This window comes from Deltaproteobacteria bacterium, from assembly GCA_016874775.1.
Taxonomy (GTDB): Bacteria; Desulfobacterota; Binatia; order Bin18; family Bin18; genus VGTJ01.
The window spans coordinates 1-19,104 of record VGTJ01000128.1 but is presented as its reverse complement, the minus strand read 5'-3'; the positions used below and the strand labels follow the sequence as shown (position 1 = coordinate 19,104).

Sequence of the window (19,104 nt, the reverse complement as noted above, 5' to 3'; positions counted from 1 at the left end):
TGAGAGCGCTGGGCCGCGTCCAGCTCGCCCCGCACCCGCGCAATAGTCCCCAGCTCACTCACGGCAAAGGCTTGACCCCGGACATCGCCGACCTCGCGAAACAACTGCAACGCGTCGTGCTGAGAGCGCTGGGCCGCGTCCAGCTCGCCCCGCACCCGCGCAATAGTCCCCAGCTCACTCACGGCAAAGGCTTGGCACTGGACATCGCCGACCTCGCGAAACAACTGCAACGCGTCGTGCTGAGAGCGCTGGGCCGCGTCCAGCTCGCCCCGCACCCGCGCAATAGTCCCCAGCTCACTCACGGCAAAGGCTTGACCCCGGACATCGCCGACCTCGCGATACAACCATAAGGATTCTGTTAAGGCTTCTTGTGCAGCTAGAAACTGAGAACGTTCCGTTAGTTTGACGCCTAGATCCCAGGCGATGGCAGCCATCCCTCCCTTGTCATCGGACCGGCGTTCGCGATAGCGCTGCAACAAATCCCGCAACTCGGCAATCTCTTGGTCCAACGGCACTGGTGGTGACGGAGCGAAGTGCTCACGTTGTCGCGCCGCGGCGTCACGAAAGCAACGTGTCTCCAACTGAAATGCCCAAAAGTCTTTCGCGTCGTATGGCAGTCGCTTGCGTGTTTCTTCATCAACCCAGAGCACGACTGACAGGTTGTGATCGGCAATGACCTCGCGACGGACATTGAGCGCATTCACACACAGCGGTGGCTGTTGTTGAGGGGATTTTTTTTGCTGCGCGCGAATAGCCTTCGGCAAGCCGGTGACAGAAAAGATGGTGTGCCGCGTATCAATCCGTTCTTTCTGCACAAGATGTTGAAGATAGAGGAAGAGGTCGTAACGTCGCGAGGTAATCTCGACTTCACGCCACGTGACCTTGGTGTTGATCTCTTTTGCCAGAGCATTGAGCACCGCCTGACGCGCATCCTCTGTTTCCGCGGCAAAGATGTAGAGCCCACCTTTGTTCAGGCGCAGCCGCATGGTCAGTGCAATGCGGGGGATTTCTAAACGATCCTGCAGTTCGAGGGGCGATACTTCGCTCATGGCTGCTCGACACGCGGTCGCTCCAGCAGTTTTCTCAAGCAGGGATGCGGTTGCCGCCACTTTTCCTCACCATTGCGATACTCCAACAAGGCGAGTGTATGCAGCAGTTCCAAGACTGGCGACTTCTCATCTTCCACACGACTGGTGGTATACCATCGTGGGTCGCGTAATACCTCTTGGAGCATCTCGATATGGTCAGCGCGCAACGGAAAACTGTTGCGGGTATCGATCACTGCCCGGTCCACATCTACTCGGCTGACTCGTGGTCGCTGTTCTATCAGTGCGTTACTCAAGCTCTTTGCCACTAACGCCATGAACTCGCGCATCACTCCGCCACTCATGGTAATGACTTCATTGAGTGCATCCTCGTCAATCAACGAGCGATCCATGCGACTGTACGCTATTTGTGTGAACAGGGCACGATTGGCTTTTGCTTCTTCGTCGATGTCACCCGTAACATTGGTCAGACGGAGGTTGGGCAGAATAGTTTCCTTGCCGATCGTGTTGGCAGTGGCGCGAAAGCGGGCCGAACAGACCAACGCCATATCGATAACGTAGATCACGCAGCACTTTGGTTTGGCCAAATGGAGTCCGTCACGCTCAAAGACTTCCAGACTTTTGTCCAGCGGCGCTTTGTCAGTGTCATCAATCAGGATCAGGATATTTTTTTGCGTCGGTAAGCTCAGACGTATCTCGTCAAGAATCGCGTTCAGCGTATCAATCAACTCATTGAGGCGGGGACGATAATGTTTACGGATTTCATCCCGTGTGGCGAACTCAACCTGATAGCGCGCAAAAAACTGCGCCTTAATGAAATCGAGGATCGATGGCAGTCCAACTTTGCCTTTGGCGCCGGTGTTGCCGCTACGCCCGCTACTGGTGGTAGTAGTTCGCGCAATCAGGCCGTGTAATTGATCGGCCAACTCCTGGATCTTTTTCTGCAATTGTGAAGAGGCCCTAATGCCTGCATCTTGCGCAGCTTCATAGGTTTTGAGTGCCATCGAAACGAGGAGATCGATATGATCCAAATCATCTGGATTCAACAAATCTTGAATCGAATACTTGACGACGAGAAACTCGGATTTGATCTCTGGGGTCGCGGCAAGATAATTGAGTTGCGTAGATTTGCCACAACCTTTGTGACCAGAGAAGAGAATTTTGAGGTTATTTCGTGCTTGAAGCTTCAGATCAAGAAAGAGTCGTTGGACTGACTTGGCCTTCAATTCAATATGAAACTTCGCATCCTCTCCCTTGGGATCAATGGGGCGGATTTGATCAAAATTAAGGTACGCCTGCTCTAACGGTGTGAACGAACTCGCCTCTGACATACTGCGCATCCTAGCATGGAGCAGTGGTATTGGAGAGGGGTTAACGCTTTGTTTGCCCGCGGCACGGTTTGTCCCCGAGCGTCTCTCTGGACAACTGCTTCTGAGACTGTTACGGCCTTTACCAGGCACTTTGTTCCCTGAGGTGCGGACCATTGAATGGAAGGGACAGAAAGGACGTTCGCATGCGTGTTGGAGCCACGATATTCGTACAGAACTATAAAGACTGGGACCGTTACGAGGCCGAGGAGCGCGGAGAGAAGACCGCGGCGCGACCGGAGATCTCAGATCGTTCGATCTTCCTCGAAGAGGTCAACATCGCCCGTATTGCCGACGACACCGGCTTCGACAGCGTGTGGACAGTGGAACATCACTTCACTCCCTATACGATGGTGACCAATCCACTACAATTTCTCACCTACCTGGCTGGAGTCACAAAAAGTGTTGATCTCGGCACGATGGTTGTGGTCTTGCCGTGGCACAATCCGGTTCGTGTCGCCGAAGATGTCAACATGCTCGACGCGTTGCTGGGGCCGAACCGTGAGATCATCTGCGGCGTCGGTCGTGGTCTTGGACGACGTGAATATGCCGGTATGTGTGTAGATCAGGGTGACGCCCGTGATCTGTTTGACGAGAGTTTACAGATTGTCCGTCAACTGCTCGCTACAGGGCATTGCACATTCTCCGGCAAACATTATCAGCTCAAAGATGTGCGGCTGCGTCCGCAGCCTGCGGGTGATCTCAGTGCCAACCTGTACTGCGCAGGTGGTACCGCCGAGACCGTACAGATCATTGCCAAACATGATGTGCGGCCATTGATCATTCCGACAACCTCCCTAGAAAATGCACTGCTGAACGCTCGTATGTATCAGCAGCTCCGCAGCCAAGCGGGTCATGCACCATCGGATACCAAGTTAGCGTTGTGGACCTACTGTGGTGAAACGGAAAGTGACGCGCGCGCTGGCGCTGAGCAGTATATGGTTGAATACGCGGACTCTGCCTTGCGGCACTATGAACTTCTCAGGGGACATCTGGGCGGGATTCATGGCTATGAGTCGTACGGGGCGATGACCGAGGCTCTCCACAAGGATGTCGATATTTTCCGCAAAGCGTTTGTCAGAGAACATCCGTGGGGGACGCCTGATCAAATCATTGCCAAGGTCAAACGCTTGGCTGAAGCGTTTGGCACTTCCGAAATCATGTTCATTTTCAGGTATGGTGGCATGCCGATGAAAGCCGCTGAGAAGAGTATGCAATTGTTCGCACGCGAAGTCATGCCAGCCCTGAAAGAGATGTATCCGCAGCCGATGCAGGCAGAAGCGGCGTGAAGTGTAGCGGCGCCGAATGTGCGCCCTGACGTGATCATGTAGTGAACCCTTGCGCCGAATGTGCAATTTCGGCTAGAAAAGCAGGATTGGCAAAGAATTTCAGACCCAGACGAGAGGAGGGACGACATGGCGACTGCACAACAGACGACACCGACTGCCCCAGTGGGAGTGGTGAACGAATATGATGCGATAATTATCGGCGCCGGTGTTTCTGGTTTGTACCAACTGTACCGACTTCGGGAACTCGGGCTTTCCGTACGATGCTTTGAGGATGGCAGTGGGGTAGGCGGCACCTGGTATTGGAACCGCTATCCGGGCTGCCGCTTCGATTCCGAGAGTGAAACCTACGGTTATTCCTGGTCCAAGGAATTGTTGCAGGAGTGGAACTGGAAGGAGCATTATTCCGGCCAACCGGAAAACGAAAAATACCTCAACTTCGTTGCCGACAAGTTCAATCTCCGCCCTCACATCCAGTTCAACTCACGGGTTAAAGGGGCGACGTACGATGAGAAAACTAATCGCTGGGATGTTGAACTGGAAAGTGGCCAGCGGGTACGAACACAATTTCTTGTCTCGGCGATGGGTATTCTGTCGGCGCGTTATACGCCGCCATTCCAAGGGATCGACAGTTTCAAAGGCCAGTCGTTCCACACCTCACGCTGGCCGAAAGAGAAAGTCGATTTTACTGGCAAACGCGTGGCTGTCATTGGTACTGGCGCTACTGCCGTGCAACTGATTCCGATCGTCGCCAAAGAAGTTGCCCATCTCACTGTCTTCCAGCGCACGCCCAATTATTGCGCACCGTTGCGCAATGGTTCGGTGTCCGACGAGACCCAGAAAAAATGGAAAGCCAACTACGACGACATCCACAAACAGATTCGCCAGACGCCGGTGGGTTTTCCCTATAACTTCGATCCGCGCAACACCTTTGACGTGTCCAAAGAAGAGCGACTCAAACGTTATGAAGAGTTGTGGGCGCAACCTGGTTTTACAAAATGGTTATCGAACTTTCACGACATCATGACCAACCGCGAGGCCAACGAGGATTTCGCCGAATTCGTACGCAATAAGATCCGTGCACGGGTCAAAGATCCGGTGGTGGCGGAGATGCTCTGTCCGAAGGATCATCCGTTCGGTTCGAAACGTATTCCGTTGGAAACCAATTATTACGAGACATACAACCAGCCCAATGTCTTGCTCGTCGACGTGCGCAAGGCACCGATTGAGGCGATTACAGCGAAGGGCGTCAAGACGAGTGAGAAGGAATACGAGTTCGATGTCATTATTTATGCCACGGGGTTTGATGCCATTACTGGGGCGTTGACTTCTGTAGATATTCGCGGCGAAGGTGGAGTATCGCTGAAGGAGAAATGGGTCAATAAAGGACTCAGCACCTATTTAGGACTGCAAACCGCAGGCTTCCCGAATATGTTCATCGCCACCAACGCTGCGTTCTGTAACTACACAGTCTGTGCAGAGTCGATTGTCGAATGGATTGCCGACTGTATTCGTTATATTCGCGAGAAGGGGTACAAACGTATTGCGCCAACCCAGCAAGCGGAAGAAGCGTGGGTGGATCATGCGAATGAGTTGGGGTCGTACACCCTGTTGGGCGACGCCAAGTCGTGGTTCATGGGGCAGAACATTCCGGGTAAGAAGCGCACGATGCTTCTGTATGCCAATACTGCTCCAGCGTATCGACAGAAGTGTTTGGACGTGGCAGCCAACGGCTATGAGGGATTTGTTCTCCAATAAAATATGACGCATCATGGATAGGTCATGATTAGGCCATGAGCCAGAACTACTGAAGGAGGAGACGGTATGAAGATAGGAATCCAAAACGTTTTTCCTGCGCATAAAGATTACAACGATCGCGACATGTACAAGCACGAGACGCGCTTACTGATCGAAGCCGAAGGGATGGGTTTCGATGTTATCTGGCCGGTGGAGCATCACTTCTTTGACTACTCGATGTGCCCAGATAACATGCAGTACCTCAGCTACATTGCCGCCCGCACAGAGAGGATCGAACTTGGCACGGGTGCTATTATCCTGCCCTGGAACAACCCAATGCGCGTGGTTGAGAAGATGGCGCTGTTGGATCATCTGTCCGATGGGCGCGCCGTTCTTGGTCTTGGCCGCGGGCTCTCCCGTCGTGAGTATGCTGGCTTTGGTGTGAACATGAACGAAGCCCGTGAACGCTTCAATGAAGCGGCGAAAATCGTTATTGATGGTTTGGAGAGTGGTGTCGTCGAAGCCAATACCAAGTATTTCCAGCAAAACCGCATCGAAGTGCGCCCACGACCCTTCAAGAGTTTCAAAGGTCGGCGTTACATGGTGTGCATGTCACCAGAGTCCTTCTCAGTCGCAGCCCAGCTTGGGCTTGGCTCGATGATGTTCTCGCAAGGGCCATGGGAAACCGCTGCTCCGCTGCTCGAAGACTACCGGGCCGAGTATCGCAAGTATAACAACGGCGAAGAAGCACCACCGATCAGCATCGTTGACTTCATCTCCTGCTTCCCGACCAAGAAAAAGGCTGAAGAAATCGCGCGACGCGGGATCGTTGGCTACTACTGGACCTTGATGGAACACTATCGCATGGATGATGCGGCCAATTTCGCATCGACGGGGAGTTCATACCAGCACTACGCCAAAGCAGCTGAGCAGATCAACGCTGCTGGGCACGACGCAGTCATTGAACAGTTCATCGCCTCGAATCTGTGGGGCACACCAGACATGATTTCCGAGACGTTGCGACATCGGCGCGAAATCGTCGGTGATTTTGAGGTTAACGGTGCATTCAGCTATTTCAGCACACCGTACGCTGATGTCGAAGAAAACATGCGCCTCTTTGCCAAAGAAGTCGCGCCTGAGGTAAAGAGCTGGCAACCCAAAGCCCGTCGTCAACCAGTGAACGTGCTTCCTGCCGCTGCCGCAGCCGTGGCAAAATAAGAATCTCGCTGCCGACGACCGAGGCAATTCCCACCGAAGAACCACCTATATGTAGATGCCGAACATCAGCTTCGTGCATCTACATATCCCGGCCATGTTTAACGAGTCTCTACGTATAGCAACGTCAGAGTTGGTGGATCTAGAAACATGTGTATCGTACTGGCAACTTGTTTCTGCTAATGGAAACAGTCAGTGACGTTCAATTTTAGTTAGGCCCCAAAACGACAAGGCAGGCCTCGATGTCAAAGAGCTCAACTCGCACTCCTCAGGCAAAAGACAAGCTAGAGCTCTACTACTCGCCCGTTGCGGTCATCGCGGCCACGGGTTTCTTCGTTTGGATGGTGGGCTGGATTGTCTTCTGGACGTTCGCAGGCTTGGTCAGTGGCCATTTCCTCGCCCAGCTCGTTGGCGGAGTTGCCGTAGTCTTTGGCGTGCCGCTCGTTCTTCCCTTCTTGCCCACTATTGTTCATCCCTGGCGATACAAGGGGCCGGTCGTCACCATCGACATTGACGGCATCTCGGACGTTCGGAAGAAGTGCAGCTTCATTCCTTGGTCGGACATCCGGCGAGTAACCCTGGGAGTTGGCGATACCGCGTCGATTCTGTGCTTCAAGTTTCGGCGACCCGATCAGCGCAGAGCGGACCCACCACGCCTTGGTCTGATCGGAACTCTTCTGAAGCGTATGCAATTTCTTGGGGATTGGAACGTAAGCTTGAGACTCCTTGCCTGCAACCGGCACGAAACGCTGAAAGAGGCACAAAGGTTCTGTCGCCGTAGCATTCAGCGGCAGGTGATCGAGCTGAACAAGGGCAACTACGAGGGAGGGGCTAGCAGGCAATAGGGGATCGAACGTGGTACTTAACCATCGCGCCACCGAACCCGACACACCAAGCTGGGTAGCGCGAATGTTAGGGGGGACTCTGAAAGAAAACCGCGGGAAACTCTCGGAAGGCCACATACAGGAGGAAGAAAAAGCTTCCTACCGAGAACCCCTACAACGACAGCCACCATAGCCCCCGGAGCCCAACGGCCATGAAGGGCCCAGATAAAGACGGAAGACCGAAGCGAAAGGTACGTGACGAGAGCCCACAGAGTCGGAAGCAAAAGCCGAGAGCGAAGGTCGAAGCAGAAAGAACAGAGCGAGAGGAAACAAGAAGTTAGGGATTAGCTCCACTCGGGCTATGCAGGCACGGTCAGTGGAACGACCGAAGCGCTCTGAGAAAACTGCGAGCAACGCTTTGGCCAAGGGTTTGTGAACAGACAGCGCCGAGGACACGTGTGACACTCACGGAAGCCGGTCCTCTGGCCGCTCTGGTCAATAGGAACGAGCCGAATCATCGGCGGTGTCTGGACGCGACGAAACGCTTGCCGACGGGTCCTCTACTCGTAAATGTTCACCCCTCAGACTTGAGGGAAAGTGAGAGATGAGATAGAGAGAGCGGCGTGACGCAGAAGCGCCCTGCCATTGTGCCCGTCGAGGTCTGGGAGCAAGCTCCCGAACCTGTCCAAGTCGTGATGCATGCGATGGTGGAGTACTATGAGCAGCGCATTACGCAATTGGAAGCCGAAGTGCGAGAAGTCACGGCGCGACTCAATCAGAATTCGCAGAACTCCTCCAAGCCACCCTCGAGTGATGGGCCGCACGTCAAGCGTAAGCCGCCGAAACCGGCGTCGGGACGGAAAGCAGGCGGCCAGCTTGGGCATGCCCCGCATCAGCGGGCACTCGTGCCCCTCGAGAAAGTGGATACAGTGGTGACCTGCAAACCCGAGCAGTGTCGGCGCTGTGGGGGACACTTAACGGGCAGTGATCCCGCGCCGATCCGGCACCAAGTGGTGGACCTGCCGCCCGTGCAACCGCAGCTCACCGAATATCAACTCCATCGATTACGGTGTGCGGGGTGTGGGATCACGACGTGCGGGGAATTGCCCGCCGGCGTGTTAGCAACCTGCTATGGCCCGCGCTTGGCGAGTATCGTCGCGCTCTGTACGGGCGGCTCTCGGATGAGCAAGCGCATGGTCGTGAGTTTTTGTCGCGACGTGTTAGGAATCGAGTTGTCGGTGGGCGAGATTTGTCAGATCGAACAGACGGTGACGAAGGCCGTGGCGCCGGCGGTAGAAGAAGCGGCGGTGTATGTCCAGAGTTGTGATCTCAATATTGATGAGACGAGTTGGAAGGAACGCTGGAAGCGGCGCACGTTGTGGACGCTGGTGACGACGCAGCTCAGTGTCTTCACAGTGGCGAGCGGACGAGGCGCGGCGGAGCTACAGAAATTAGTCGGCGACTGGTATAGCGGGACGATTACCAGCGATCGCGCCAAAGCCTATGACAGCCAGCCGTTGCGCCGACGCCAGCTGTGTTGGGCACATGTAGTGAGAGATTTCCAAGCCATGATTGATCGCGGAGGGCCGGGGCAAGTGGTCGGGCTTGCGCTGCTTGAACATGCCCACGTGTTGTTTGCCTGGTGGCATTGGGCCCGTGATGGCACGTGGAAACGCTCGACCTTGCAATCTTATGTGGGCACGTTACGGGCCTCCTTCAAGATGGAGTTAGAATGGGGCACCCAGAACGCCTGTCCCAAGACGGCCGCCACGTGTAAAGAATTACTGGCGCGCGAGGCTGCGTTGTGGACGTTCGTGCGGGTGGAAGGAATCGACCCCACAAATAATGCCGCCGAAAGAAGTCTCCGCGGCGCCGTCTTGTGGCGCAAAGTGAGTTTTGGCACGCAGAGTGAAAGGGGCAGTCGCTTTGTGGCCTCGATGTTGACGGTGTTGATGAGTTGTCAACAACAACACCGCAATGCCTTGAGCTATCTCACCGCCTGTTGTCAGGCGTTCTATACCCAGCGTCCAGTGCCCTCGCTCGTCCCGTAAACTTGAGGTGAGCTCGCACTGGAACAGCAGTCCAGCCCCTGAACTTTTACGGCTATAGGCCGTAGGCTATAGGGAGGGCAAAAGACCAAGGACAAGGAAGACAGTTGGAACAGAGAACTGTTTCCACTGTTGACTTTTCGCCCTGCAGCCTTCAGCCTACGGCCTTTCTCTCAGCTTCTCTCCGTATCAACTCCGCATAGCAATAAATCAACGCCAATCCACGATACGGTTTCCACCGTTCAGCAAATGCGCGCATCTCGGCTTCTGTCGCTTTCTCGGCTTTACCGAGCAATCCTTGAGCAACATATTTTACTACGCCTAAGTCCCCTCCAGGAAAGGCGTCGAATCGGGCTAAGCCGCGCATCAGGGCGATGTCAGCGCTCCAGCGACCGATACCTTTGATGTGCGTCAGTTGAGTAATGATCTCTTCGTCCGAACGTTGTCTTAGGTCAGTGTCCTGCACGGAACCCGAGGCAAATGCTTGTCCAAGACGAACCAGCGTACCTGCTTTGGCACGACTCAAACGAAAATGCAGCAGGTCTTCTTCTTTCTGTTCAGCAAAACGCTCCGGGGCAGGGAAGGCATGATGTATCTCACCATTGGTTCGCCATTTTTCGCCAAAGGTCTCGACAAGTTCCTTTTTGATCGAATATGCGAATGTGAGATTCACTTGTTGTGCCAAAACAGCTCCCACGAGTGCTTCAAACACGGTCGGACTTTGCACGAGTTTGAGGCCGCGAAACCGTGGGGCGATCGTCGTAAGAACCTCGTCGATCTTTGCCAGGCGATAGAATGGTTTGAGGTCGAGATCCGTACAGAGAATGTGGCGAAGTTGGGCCACGATTTCTGGGCGCTCGAGACCAACCCTGCCTTTACTTTGTAATTCAATGCCGAGCTGTGGTTTTGCTGGGGTGCCTTCGTCCGTCACCGTTGCGAGGATCAGGTTTCCATCAACTGACAGTAAGCGCTGATACTGGCGAGGAGTAACCCTGTCTACAATCTCGTCTTTGAAGCGGAGAAAGCGGTGAACGGTGAGGTCGAAATTATAAGGGGGAACAGGTGTCAGTGTGAAACGTTGAGTCGACATAAGGTGCTGGGTGTGAGGTGTTGGGTGCTGGGCTAAAAGGGGTTGGGAAAAAACTCTTTGGTTTGTGTTCTTTTCTAATCCCTAACCCCTAGCCCCCAACCCCTAACACCTAAATGACTTCTTTCTCCCGCAACTCACCAACCTCTTCCCACGAGTAGCCGAGCAACTCGGTGAGGATCATCTCGGTGTGTTCGCCAAACTCTGGGGCTGCGCCACGCGGGTCGGCAGGCGTTTCGCTGAGCCGCAGCGGGAACCCGACGAGTTTGGTTTTGCCAATGCGTGGATGATCGTAGTCAACGATATAGTCGTTCTGGATCATCTGCTCGTCGCGCATGAGATCATCGATCGAGTTCACAACCGTATAGATGAAATCGCCGCCCTCTTTGAGCGCTTTCATCCAGTAGTCTCGCGGCTTGGAGGCAAACGCTTTGTCGAGAATGGGGATTAAGTCTTTGGCATTCTCTGCGCGTTTCGCCATCGTTTCAAAGCGTGCATCCTTCAGCGCCTGTTCAATGCCAAGCACTTTACAGAACGATGGCCAGTAGCGATCTTGTTGCGCCATAGCTAAGCAAATCCATTTGCCGTCGCTACACAGATAGTGATTCCAGAGCGGACTCGGAGCTGCCGCCCGTGGCATACGTTTGAACTCTTTGCCGAGGATGGCCTTACACGAGACATTGAGACCTTGTAGGGCCGTCATGCTACCAAGGTGCGAACAGTCGACCTGTTGTCCAACACCGTATTTATCGCGAGCAATAAGCGCGGCCAATATGCCATATGACATCATGATTGCGCCCATTTGGTCGGCAATACCACCAGTGATCGCGAGCGGGTCCATATCGGGTTCGCCAGCGGCAGTCATAATGCCCGAGCGTGCTAAGCCCATGTAGTCGAATGAGGGCTCGGCTGAGTCTGGTCCAAACGGTCCGTAGCCAGTGGCGCTGGCGTAAATCAGTTTGGGGTTATGTTTCTTTAAGGCTTCGTAACCGATACCGAGTTTATCGGCGACGCCTTTGCGGAAGTTCTGTACAAATACATCTGATTTTGCCGCGAGTTTGTAGATAATCTCTAAAGCCTCTGGCTTTTTCAGGTCAACGGTGAGACTCTTCTTGTGGCGATTATTGGCCTCGAAGTAAAAATTCGGTCCGCTGGTGGCACCGACCATGGCTCCAGCAATGCTGAGGACTCCGCGTCCTGGGTCGCCACCGACCCGCTCTTCAACTTTGATCACTTCAGCGCCAAGGTCCGCGAGCATCATGGTTGATACCGGCCCTTGCTGCCAGATTGTCCAATCGATGATGCGTACTCCGTCTAATGGTTTGTGTGACATATGTTGCCCTCCTTATATCAGTAATGAGCAATGAGGGCTGAGTAATGAGTGCTGAAGACAGAGTGAACCTTCTTTGTCTTGACTAGCCCCCAGCCCCTAGCCCCCAACCCCTAAATGACTTCTTTCTCCTTCATCCGTCCTACGTCTTCCCACGAATAGCCGAGCATATCAACGAGAATCTGTTCGGTATGTTCGCCGAACTCTGGAGCCGCACCGCGTGGGTCACCAGGAGTTTTGCTCAATCGTACCGGAACCCCGACGATATTGACGTTTCCCCAGGTCGGATGGTCGTACGGAACCACATAATCATTCGCTAGCATTTGTGGGTCTTCAGGGAGGTCGTTAATGGTGTTGACGCGGGTGTAGATGAAGTCACCGCCATGTTTGAGGATCGACATCCATTCATCACGTGACTTAGACGCAAAGCGTTGATCGAGGACGGCGATCAACGCTTCGGCGTTCTTCGTGCGAATTGCCATATTGGCGAAGCGTTCGTCTTTTTCTAACTCTTTGATACCCAACGCCTTACAGAAATCTGGCCAGTAGCGGTCAGCCTGAATCATCGCCAGGCAGACCCATTGTCCATCGCTACACTTATAGTGATTCCACAATGGATTTGGCGCCTTGGTACGATACGCACGACGGAATTCTTTGCCGAGGATCAGACGTGAAGACAAGTTGAGTCCTTGCAGCATCATCATGCTACCAAGATGTGAGGTATCGACTTCCTGGCCAACGCCGAACCGCTCACGCGCAAACAATGCGGTAATGACTCCGTAGGCCAGCATGATTGCTCCCATCTGATCGGCAATGCCGCCAGCGATGTTCATCGGCTCCATATTCGGTTCGCCAATGGCATTCATAATGCCGGAGCGGGCAAGTCCCATGTAGTCGAACGAAGGCTCGCCTGAGTCAGGGCCTTCCGGGCCATAGCCAGTTGCGCTGGCGTAAATGAGTTTGGGGTTGTACTTCGAGAGGGCTTCATACCCGAGACCAAGTTTTCCAGCGACACCTTTGCGGAAGTTTTGCACAAAGACGTCAGACTTCTCGACTAGCTTATAGACGATCTCGCGCGCTTCTGGAGTTTTCAGGTTGAGCGTGAGGCTTTTCTTATGGCGATTATTGGCCTCGAAGTAGTAATTCTTTTGCCCTGCAGCGCTGGTTGACGCTCCACCGATGCTCATGACCCCGCGACCGGGGTCTCCGCCAACGCGTTCTTCAAGCTTAATCACCTCAGCGCCAAGATCGCCGAGCATCATGGTAGAAACTGGCCCCTGTTGCCAAATTGTCCAATCGAGCACGCGAATTCCTTCTAACGGCTTGGGCATACGGCAGTCCTCCTTTAGCAATGGGTATGATTGAAGCGGACTGTAGCACAGGGGAGGGACTCTAGGCCAGAGATCAAAAGCAAAGTGACGTTTGACGATATTCTCTAGCGTCGCTATTTGCTAACGTGAAGTGGTAGGGGGAGAAATGCCGCGCATTTTCGACAACATTGACCTTTCGCTTCTGCCAGCCTTACGGGGAACACTTGCGCTTTCAGAGCATGCCGATTTTTGTGTCGGCTACTTTAACCTCCGTGGCTGGAAGGCCATAGATGAACACATTGACCGTTGGGCAGGAGGCGAGGGCAGTTGCTGCCGTCTGTTGGTGGGAATGCAGCGACTGCCACAGAAAGATCTGAGTGCCGCCTTTGGTAGCCAAGGGGATGATGGAGGCATCGATAATCAGACCGCAATTCGTGAGAAAAAGAAATTGGCCGAAGAATTCCGCAATCAACTCATGATCGGTATTCCGACCAATGAAGATGAAGTAGGACTCCGGCGTCTCGCTACACAGATTCGGGCCAAGAAGGTGGTTGTCAAGCTGTTCCTGCGCCATCCTTTGCATGCGAAGCTGTACTTACTTTTTCGTCCTGATCCTATCAGCCCAACAATTGGTTACCTTGGGAGTAGCAATCTGACCTTTGCTGGTCTTGCGCAGCAAGGCGAGCTGAATATCGACGTGCTTGACCATGATGCATGCCAGAAACTTGCTCAGTGGTTTGAGGATCGCTGGCATGATCGCTGGTGCGTCGATATCTCGAAAGAGTTGATCGACATGATTGAAGAAAGCTGGGCGCGAGAGGAGACGCTGCCTCCATATCACGTCTATCTGAAGATGGCGTATCACCTCTCACAAGAAGCGCGTGCCGGACTCTCAGAGTTTAGGGTGCCACGCGACTTCGATAAATACCTTTTCGATTTTCAGATTGCGGCAGTAAAAATTGCCGCGCACCACTTAAACAAACGTGGAGGGGTACTGATTGGCGATGTTGTGGGTCTTGGTAAGACGTTAATGGCAACCGCAGTTGCCCGTATTCTTGAAGAAGACCAGTATCTAGAAACGCTCATCATCTGCCCTAAAAATCTCGTGCCAATGTGGGAAGATTACCGCATGCGGTATAGGTTGCGTGCTAAAGTGCTTTCTATCAGTCGGGCTCTCACTGAGTTATCTGACCTTCCTCGCCATCGGCTTGTTCTCATTGATGAAAGTCACAACTTGCGAAATCGGGAAGGAAAACGTTACAGAGTAATTCAGGAATACATTCGTAAGAATGAGAGTAAGGTAATCCTTCTCTCCGCTACTCCGTACAATAAAACGTACATCGACTTATCGAATCAACTGCGCTTGTTCATTCCTGAAGACGCAGACGTTGGGATTCGTCCAGAAAACCTCTTACGTGACATTGGCGAGACTGAGTTCATTCGTCGTCATCAGTGTGCCGTTCGTTCACTTGCTGCCTTTGAAAAAAGTCAGCACGCTGATGACTGGCGAGAACTCATGCGACTCTATCTGGTGCGTCGCACTCGCAGTTTTATTCAAGACAACTATGCGGAAACTGATCCTCGCTCTGGTCGCAAATATCTGACCTTTGCGGATGGCTCTCGGTCATATTGCCCCGTGCGCCAGCCGCTTACGGTGAAGTTTACGATTGACGAAAAAGATCCACGCGATCAGTACGCACGTCTCTATTCAACCGCCATCGTCGACACCATCAATAAGCTCACGTTACCTCGTTATGGATTGGGTAATTATATTAATGAGCGCCCGCACGATCCGCCAACTGCTGCAGAGACCAGAATCATTGCTGACCTATCCCGTGCCGGAAAACGGCTGATGGGGTTCTGTCGCACCAATCTCTTCAAACGCTTGGAGAGCAGCGGGCAGGCATTTTTGCTGTCGATTGAGCGTCACATTCTGCGTAACTACGTTTATGTGTACGCACTAGAAAACAATGAAGCCATTCCGATTGGTACACAGGACGCGAGTCTGCTTGATGCTCGTTTCGACGATACCGATAACGACCTCTTTACAACGGAAGAGGAAGAAACCGGCCAGGCGACCCACAACTCTAACGGTCACCTTCGTACAGACAAAGATTTTTATCAGCGAGCCGTGGAAATCTACCGGACCTATGCTGGGCCACTGAAAAAACGGTTCCGTTGGTTACGGGCAGATCGGTTTCAAGCGCAACTGATCAAGGACTTAAAGGCTGACATCAAGGCCTTGTTAGGCATACTGGAAAAATGTGGCGACTGGCAGCCAGAGCGTGATGCCAAGTTAACAAAACTGTGCGAACTGCTGATGCAGAAGCACCCGCATGAGAAGGTGCTCATCTTTACGCAGTTTGCTGACACTGTTCTGTATCTCACCGAACAATTACAGGCTCGCGGTATTCAACGCGTGATGGCAGTCATGGGTGATACCGAAAACCCCACAAAAGTTGCCTGGCGCTTCAGTCCTGAAAGTAATCAGAAACGCAGTCAAGTTCCGCCTACTGAGGAACTTGACCGACTCGTTGCCACCGACGTGTTGAGTGAAGGACAAAACCTGCAAGATGCGGCCATCATCGTGAACTACGACTTGCCCTGGGCCATTATTCGCTTGATCCAACGAGCCGGACGTGTGGACCGTATCGGGCAAAAGGCCGAGGAAATACGCTGCTACACGTTTCTACCTGCCGATGGAGTTGAACGCATTATTCGATTGCGTGCTCGCGTACGTCAACGGTTGCGCGAAAATGCAGAGGTCGTTGGAACCGATGAGATGTTCTTTGAGGACGACCAGAATGAGCAGGCCATTCGGGACCTTTTTACTGAGAAATCTGGCATTCTGGATGGTGACGCTGACACTGAGGTTGATCTAGGTTCCTACGCCTATCAGATTTGGAAAAATGCGATCGACCGCGATCCAGCCTTGCAAAAGATCATTCCTGATCTGCCTAATGTTGTGTACTCGACCAAGCCGCATGTGGCTACCTCAGGACAACCCGAAGGGGTGCTCGCGTACGTTCTTACTGCCGAAGGAAATAATGCACTGGCTTGGCTCGATAAAGGTGGCACGCCAGTCACAGAGTCACAGTTTGCTATCCTGAAAGCATCTGCGTGTGAACCTGATACTCCAGCACTCCCTCGGCAAGAGAATCATCACGATTTGGTCAAGAACGCCGTTGACATTATTGCGACCGAAGAAAAGACATTAGGCGGGCAACTGGGACGGCCCTCCGGGGCACGTTTCCGGACTTATGAACGGTTGAAGCGATATGCCGAAGAGGTGAAAGGGACGTTGTTCGATAGCCAACAACTCCATCGAGCGATTGAAGATATTTATAACTATCCGTTGCGCCAGGTTGCGGTTGACTCACTCAATCGTCAGCTTCGCAGTGGCATTAGCGATACAGAACTCGCTCGGCGTGTGATTGAGCTACGTGAAGAAGACCGCCTGTGCATTGTCCATGAGGAGGAAGAGTCGAAGGAGCCACGCATTATTTGTTCGCTTGGTCTCTCCAGCTCTGTTGAGGAAGGTGAGGCATGACGCTCAGTGTGCCACGGGTTCGGCACTATCTGAAGAACTGTGAGCTAGAAAAACTTTTCATTGAAGAATTAGGCTGGGATCGATACTCCACAAACCTCGACGTGCAAATCGACGGGAAAACGTATCCGCTACGTGCCTTCGCAGAGAAGCGCGGAGTGCAGATTTTTATCTGTCAGTCGCATGGCGATGACAAGATTCCCAACTACGCCACACGCCGTAAAATCGACAAGCACGTGGCCAAGTCTGCCTACGAGCACGTGATCATATTTGTCGATAGCAACAAGAAAACGCAAATCTGGCAATGGGTAGCGCGACAGCCAGGGCAACCTGCAGCATACCGTGAACATTCGTATGACTCCCAGCATCATTCCGGTGACGCGCTCATCCAAAAGCTCAACGCTATTACCATCCCTCTCGACCAAGAAGAAGCGCTTGATCTTACTGGTACTGTTCCCAAACTCCGCGATGCCTTCGATCGTGACCGAGTCACAAAGAAATTTTACGACCAGTTCAAGAGAGAACATGCGGCATTTCTCAAGTTCATTACTGGGATTACTGAACAGGGGGATAAGGACTGGTACGCGTCGTTGATGCTCAATCGGCTGATGTTCGTGTACTTCATCCAAAAGAAAGGTTTCTTAGCTGGTGATACGAACTATCTACGGAATCGCCTTGAGGCCGTGCAACAACGCAAAGGTAAGGGTAAGTTTCACACCTTCTATCGTTACTTTTTGTTGACGCTTTTTCATGAAGGCTCTGCCAAGCAGCCGAAAGATCGAAAGTTGGATGCCGATTTAGTACAGCTGCTCGGCGACGTGCCGTATCTCAATGGTGGTCTCTTTGAGGTACACCAACTGGAAGAGACCTATCCTAAGATCGATGTTCCTGACGACGCATTTAACAACTTGTTTGCTTTCTTTGACCAATACGAATGGACATTAGATACGCGCCCGTTGCGCAACGACAAGGAAATCAATCCTGATGTCCTGGGCTACATCTTCGAGAAATACATCAACCAGAAGGAGATGGGAGCGTATTACACCAAAGAGGACATCACCGAGTACATCAGCAAAAATACAATCCTTCCGCATTTATTCGATGCAGCCGAGAAAAAGTGTGCCATAGCGTTTCAACCGAACTCCGCTCTCTGGCGATTGTTACGGGATGATCCCGACCGTTACATCTATCCGGCGGTTCGCCAAGGTGTGATTGACGAGCATGGTGAAGTGATTCCGGAGTCAGCGCTCCCTGAGTTTGTCCAGACTGGCATGCACGACCCCAAGGCACGCATGTTTCACAAACAGTATAACCTTGGCTCAGCGTCTATTCCCGACAAGACCGGAAACAACTTGGCGCTACCCACTGAAACCTGGCGCGAGTATATTGCCCGGCGACAACGTTGCTTGGAACTACGGAAGAAGCTTACAGGTGGCGCCATTCAGCAGATCAACGACTTGATTTCCTACAATCTCAACATCCGCCAATTTGCTGAAGATGTAATCGCCGGATGCGAAGGGCCAGAGCTGCTGAGAGCTTTCTTTCAAGCGATTTCCAGCGTTACCGTCCTTGATCCGACTTGTGGTTCCGGTGCGTTTCTTTTTGCTGCGCTCAATATCTTGAAGCCGCTATACGAAGCCTGCTTGGAACGGATGCAAGCATTTGTCGAAGATTTAGACCGTTCAAGTGAACGCCATTCCTCCAAGAAGTTTGAAGACTTTCGTAAAGTTTTGGCTGAGGTTGAGCGTCACCCCAACCGCGCGTACTTCATCTTGAAGTCGATCATCGTCAATAATCTGTACGGTGTGGGCATCATGGAAGAGGCGGTGGAGATCTGTAAACTCCGGCTCTTTCTCAAACTGGTGGCTCAGGTCGACAAGGTGAAGCACCTGGAGCCGTTACCAGACGTCGATTTCAACATCCGGGCAGGCAACACGCTCGTGGGGTTTGTTTCACTAGCTGAGATTCGTCGGGCAGCGGAGCAGGAAACGTCCGGGCAAGGTCGGCTTCTTTTTGGTGAGACCGATAAGGCGATTCGCCGTATTGAGGAGGATGCTGAAATCGTTGAGCGAGCCTTCCAAAAGTTCCATGAGATGCAAACTGAGCATGGAATGGATGCACAGGACTTACGCTTTGGACCTTAACAAGCCGTGACATGAGGGTTTTGTAGTTCAGCGCGGAGGTAATGACTAAACAAACTCTCCCGCACGGCATACAGGGTCTGGCCCAGTTCTTGAGCTTTCACTTTCAAGGATACCCACGCATGATAACAACATGCTAAGTGATTGCGCTGTGCCCGCGCCGCCC

Annotated in this window: 12 protein-coding genes; 6 read left to right on the top strand and 6 right to left on the bottom strand. The window is 52.9% G+C overall.

Going from position 1 to position 19,104, the window contains the following annotated elements; all coding sequences use genetic code 11:
- The coding region (locus FJ147_19720) for a hypothetical protein (protein MBM4258108.1) at nt 1-1,109 on the bottom strand (1,109 nt) is incomplete at its 3' end.
- Nucleotides 1,046-2,377: a hypothetical protein gene (locus tag FJ147_19715; GenBank protein ID MBM4258107.1), complete on the bottom strand. Its 1,332-nt coding sequence runs from the start codon at nt 2,375-2,377 to the stop codon at nt 1,046-1,048. The genes FJ147_19720 and FJ147_19715, both read right to left, overlap by 64 nt.
- Nucleotides 2,378-2,559: 182 nt before the next feature.
- Between FJ147_19715 and FJ147_19710 the strand changes: the two genes are divergently transcribed.
- The 3 genes from FJ147_19710 (at nt 2,560) to FJ147_19700 (ending at nt 6,654) form a co-directional block, all read left to right on the top strand.
- Nucleotides 2,560-3,702, top strand: coding sequence for an LLM class flavin-dependent oxidoreductase (locus FJ147_19710; protein ID MBM4258106.1), 1,143 nt, complete (start codon nt 2,560-2,562; stop codon nt 3,700-3,702).
- 126 nt (nt 3,703-3,828) lie between these two features.
- Nucleotides 3,829-5,457 carry an NAD(P)/FAD-dependent oxidoreductase gene (locus FJ147_19705; protein MBM4258105.1) on the top strand — a complete coding sequence of 543 codons (1,629 nt, stop codon included), beginning with the start codon at nt 3,829-3,831 and terminating at the stop codon, nt 5,455-5,457.
- A 66-nt stretch (nt 5,458-5,523) separates the two neighbouring features.
- Entirely contained in the window at nt 5,524-6,654 is a 1,131-nt protein-coding gene (locus FJ147_19700; GenBank protein MBM4258104.1) for an LLM class flavin-dependent oxidoreductase, read from the top strand.
- A 281-nt stretch (nt 6,655-6,935) separates the two neighbouring features.
- On the opposite strand, the gene FJ147_19695 is transcribed toward FJ147_19700, so the two are convergent.
- A complete protein-coding gene (locus FJ147_19695) occupies nt 6,936-7,529 on the bottom strand; it encodes a hypothetical protein (GenBank protein ID MBM4258103.1) in 594 nt (197 codons plus the stop codon).
- Between the two features lie 569 nt (nt 7,530-8,098).
- On the opposite strand from FJ147_19695, the gene FJ147_19690 reads away from it, so the two are divergent.
- Nucleotides 8,099-9,526 (top strand): IS66 family transposase, encoded by a 1,428-nt coding sequence (locus FJ147_19690; protein ID MBM4258102.1) that lies wholly within the window; start codon nt 8,099-8,101, stop codon nt 9,524-9,526.
- A gap of 151 nt (nt 9,527-9,677) precedes the next feature.
- On the opposite strand, the gene FJ147_19685 is transcribed toward FJ147_19690, so the two are convergent.
- The 3 genes from FJ147_19685 to FJ147_19675 all read right to left on the bottom strand — a co-directional run bounded on the left by FJ147_19685 (nt 9,678) and on the right by FJ147_19675 (nt 13,271).
- Nucleotides 9,678-10,613, bottom strand: a complete 936-nt coding sequence (locus tag FJ147_19685; GenBank protein MBM4258101.1) for a DNA-3-methyladenine glycosylase 2 — start codon at nt 10,611-10,613, stop codon at nt 9,678-9,680.
- Between the two features lie 109 nt (nt 10,614-10,722).
- On the bottom strand, nt 10,723-11,943 hold the full coding sequence (locus FJ147_19680; protein ID MBM4258100.1) for a CoA transferase: 1,221 nt from the start codon (nt 11,941-11,943) through the stop codon (nt 10,723-10,725).
- A 110-nt stretch (nt 11,944-12,053) separates the two neighbouring features.
- On the bottom strand, nt 12,054-13,271 hold the full coding sequence (locus FJ147_19675) for a CoA transferase (GenBank protein ID MBM4258099.1): 1,218 nt from the start codon (nt 13,269-13,271) through the stop codon (nt 12,054-12,056).
- A 145-nt stretch (nt 13,272-13,416) separates the two neighbouring features.
- Here FJ147_19675 and FJ147_19670 point away from each other — a divergent pair, with 145 nt between their 5' ends.
- Together FJ147_19670 and FJ147_19665 are read left to right on the top strand one after the other, a co-directional pair.
- Nucleotides 13,417-16,800: an NgoFVII family restriction endonuclease gene (locus tag FJ147_19670; GenBank protein ID MBM4258098.1), complete on the top strand. Its 3,384-nt coding sequence runs from the start codon at nt 13,417-13,419 to the stop codon at nt 16,798-16,800.
- Complete coding sequence (locus tag FJ147_19665; protein ID MBM4258097.1) at nt 16,797-18,941, top strand: SAM-dependent methyltransferase; 2,145 nt, start codon at nt 16,797-16,799, stop codon at nt 18,939-18,941. The genes FJ147_19670 and FJ147_19665 overlap by 4 nt, the downstream gene beginning before the upstream one ends.
- Nucleotides 18,942-19,104 lie beyond the last annotated feature (163 nt).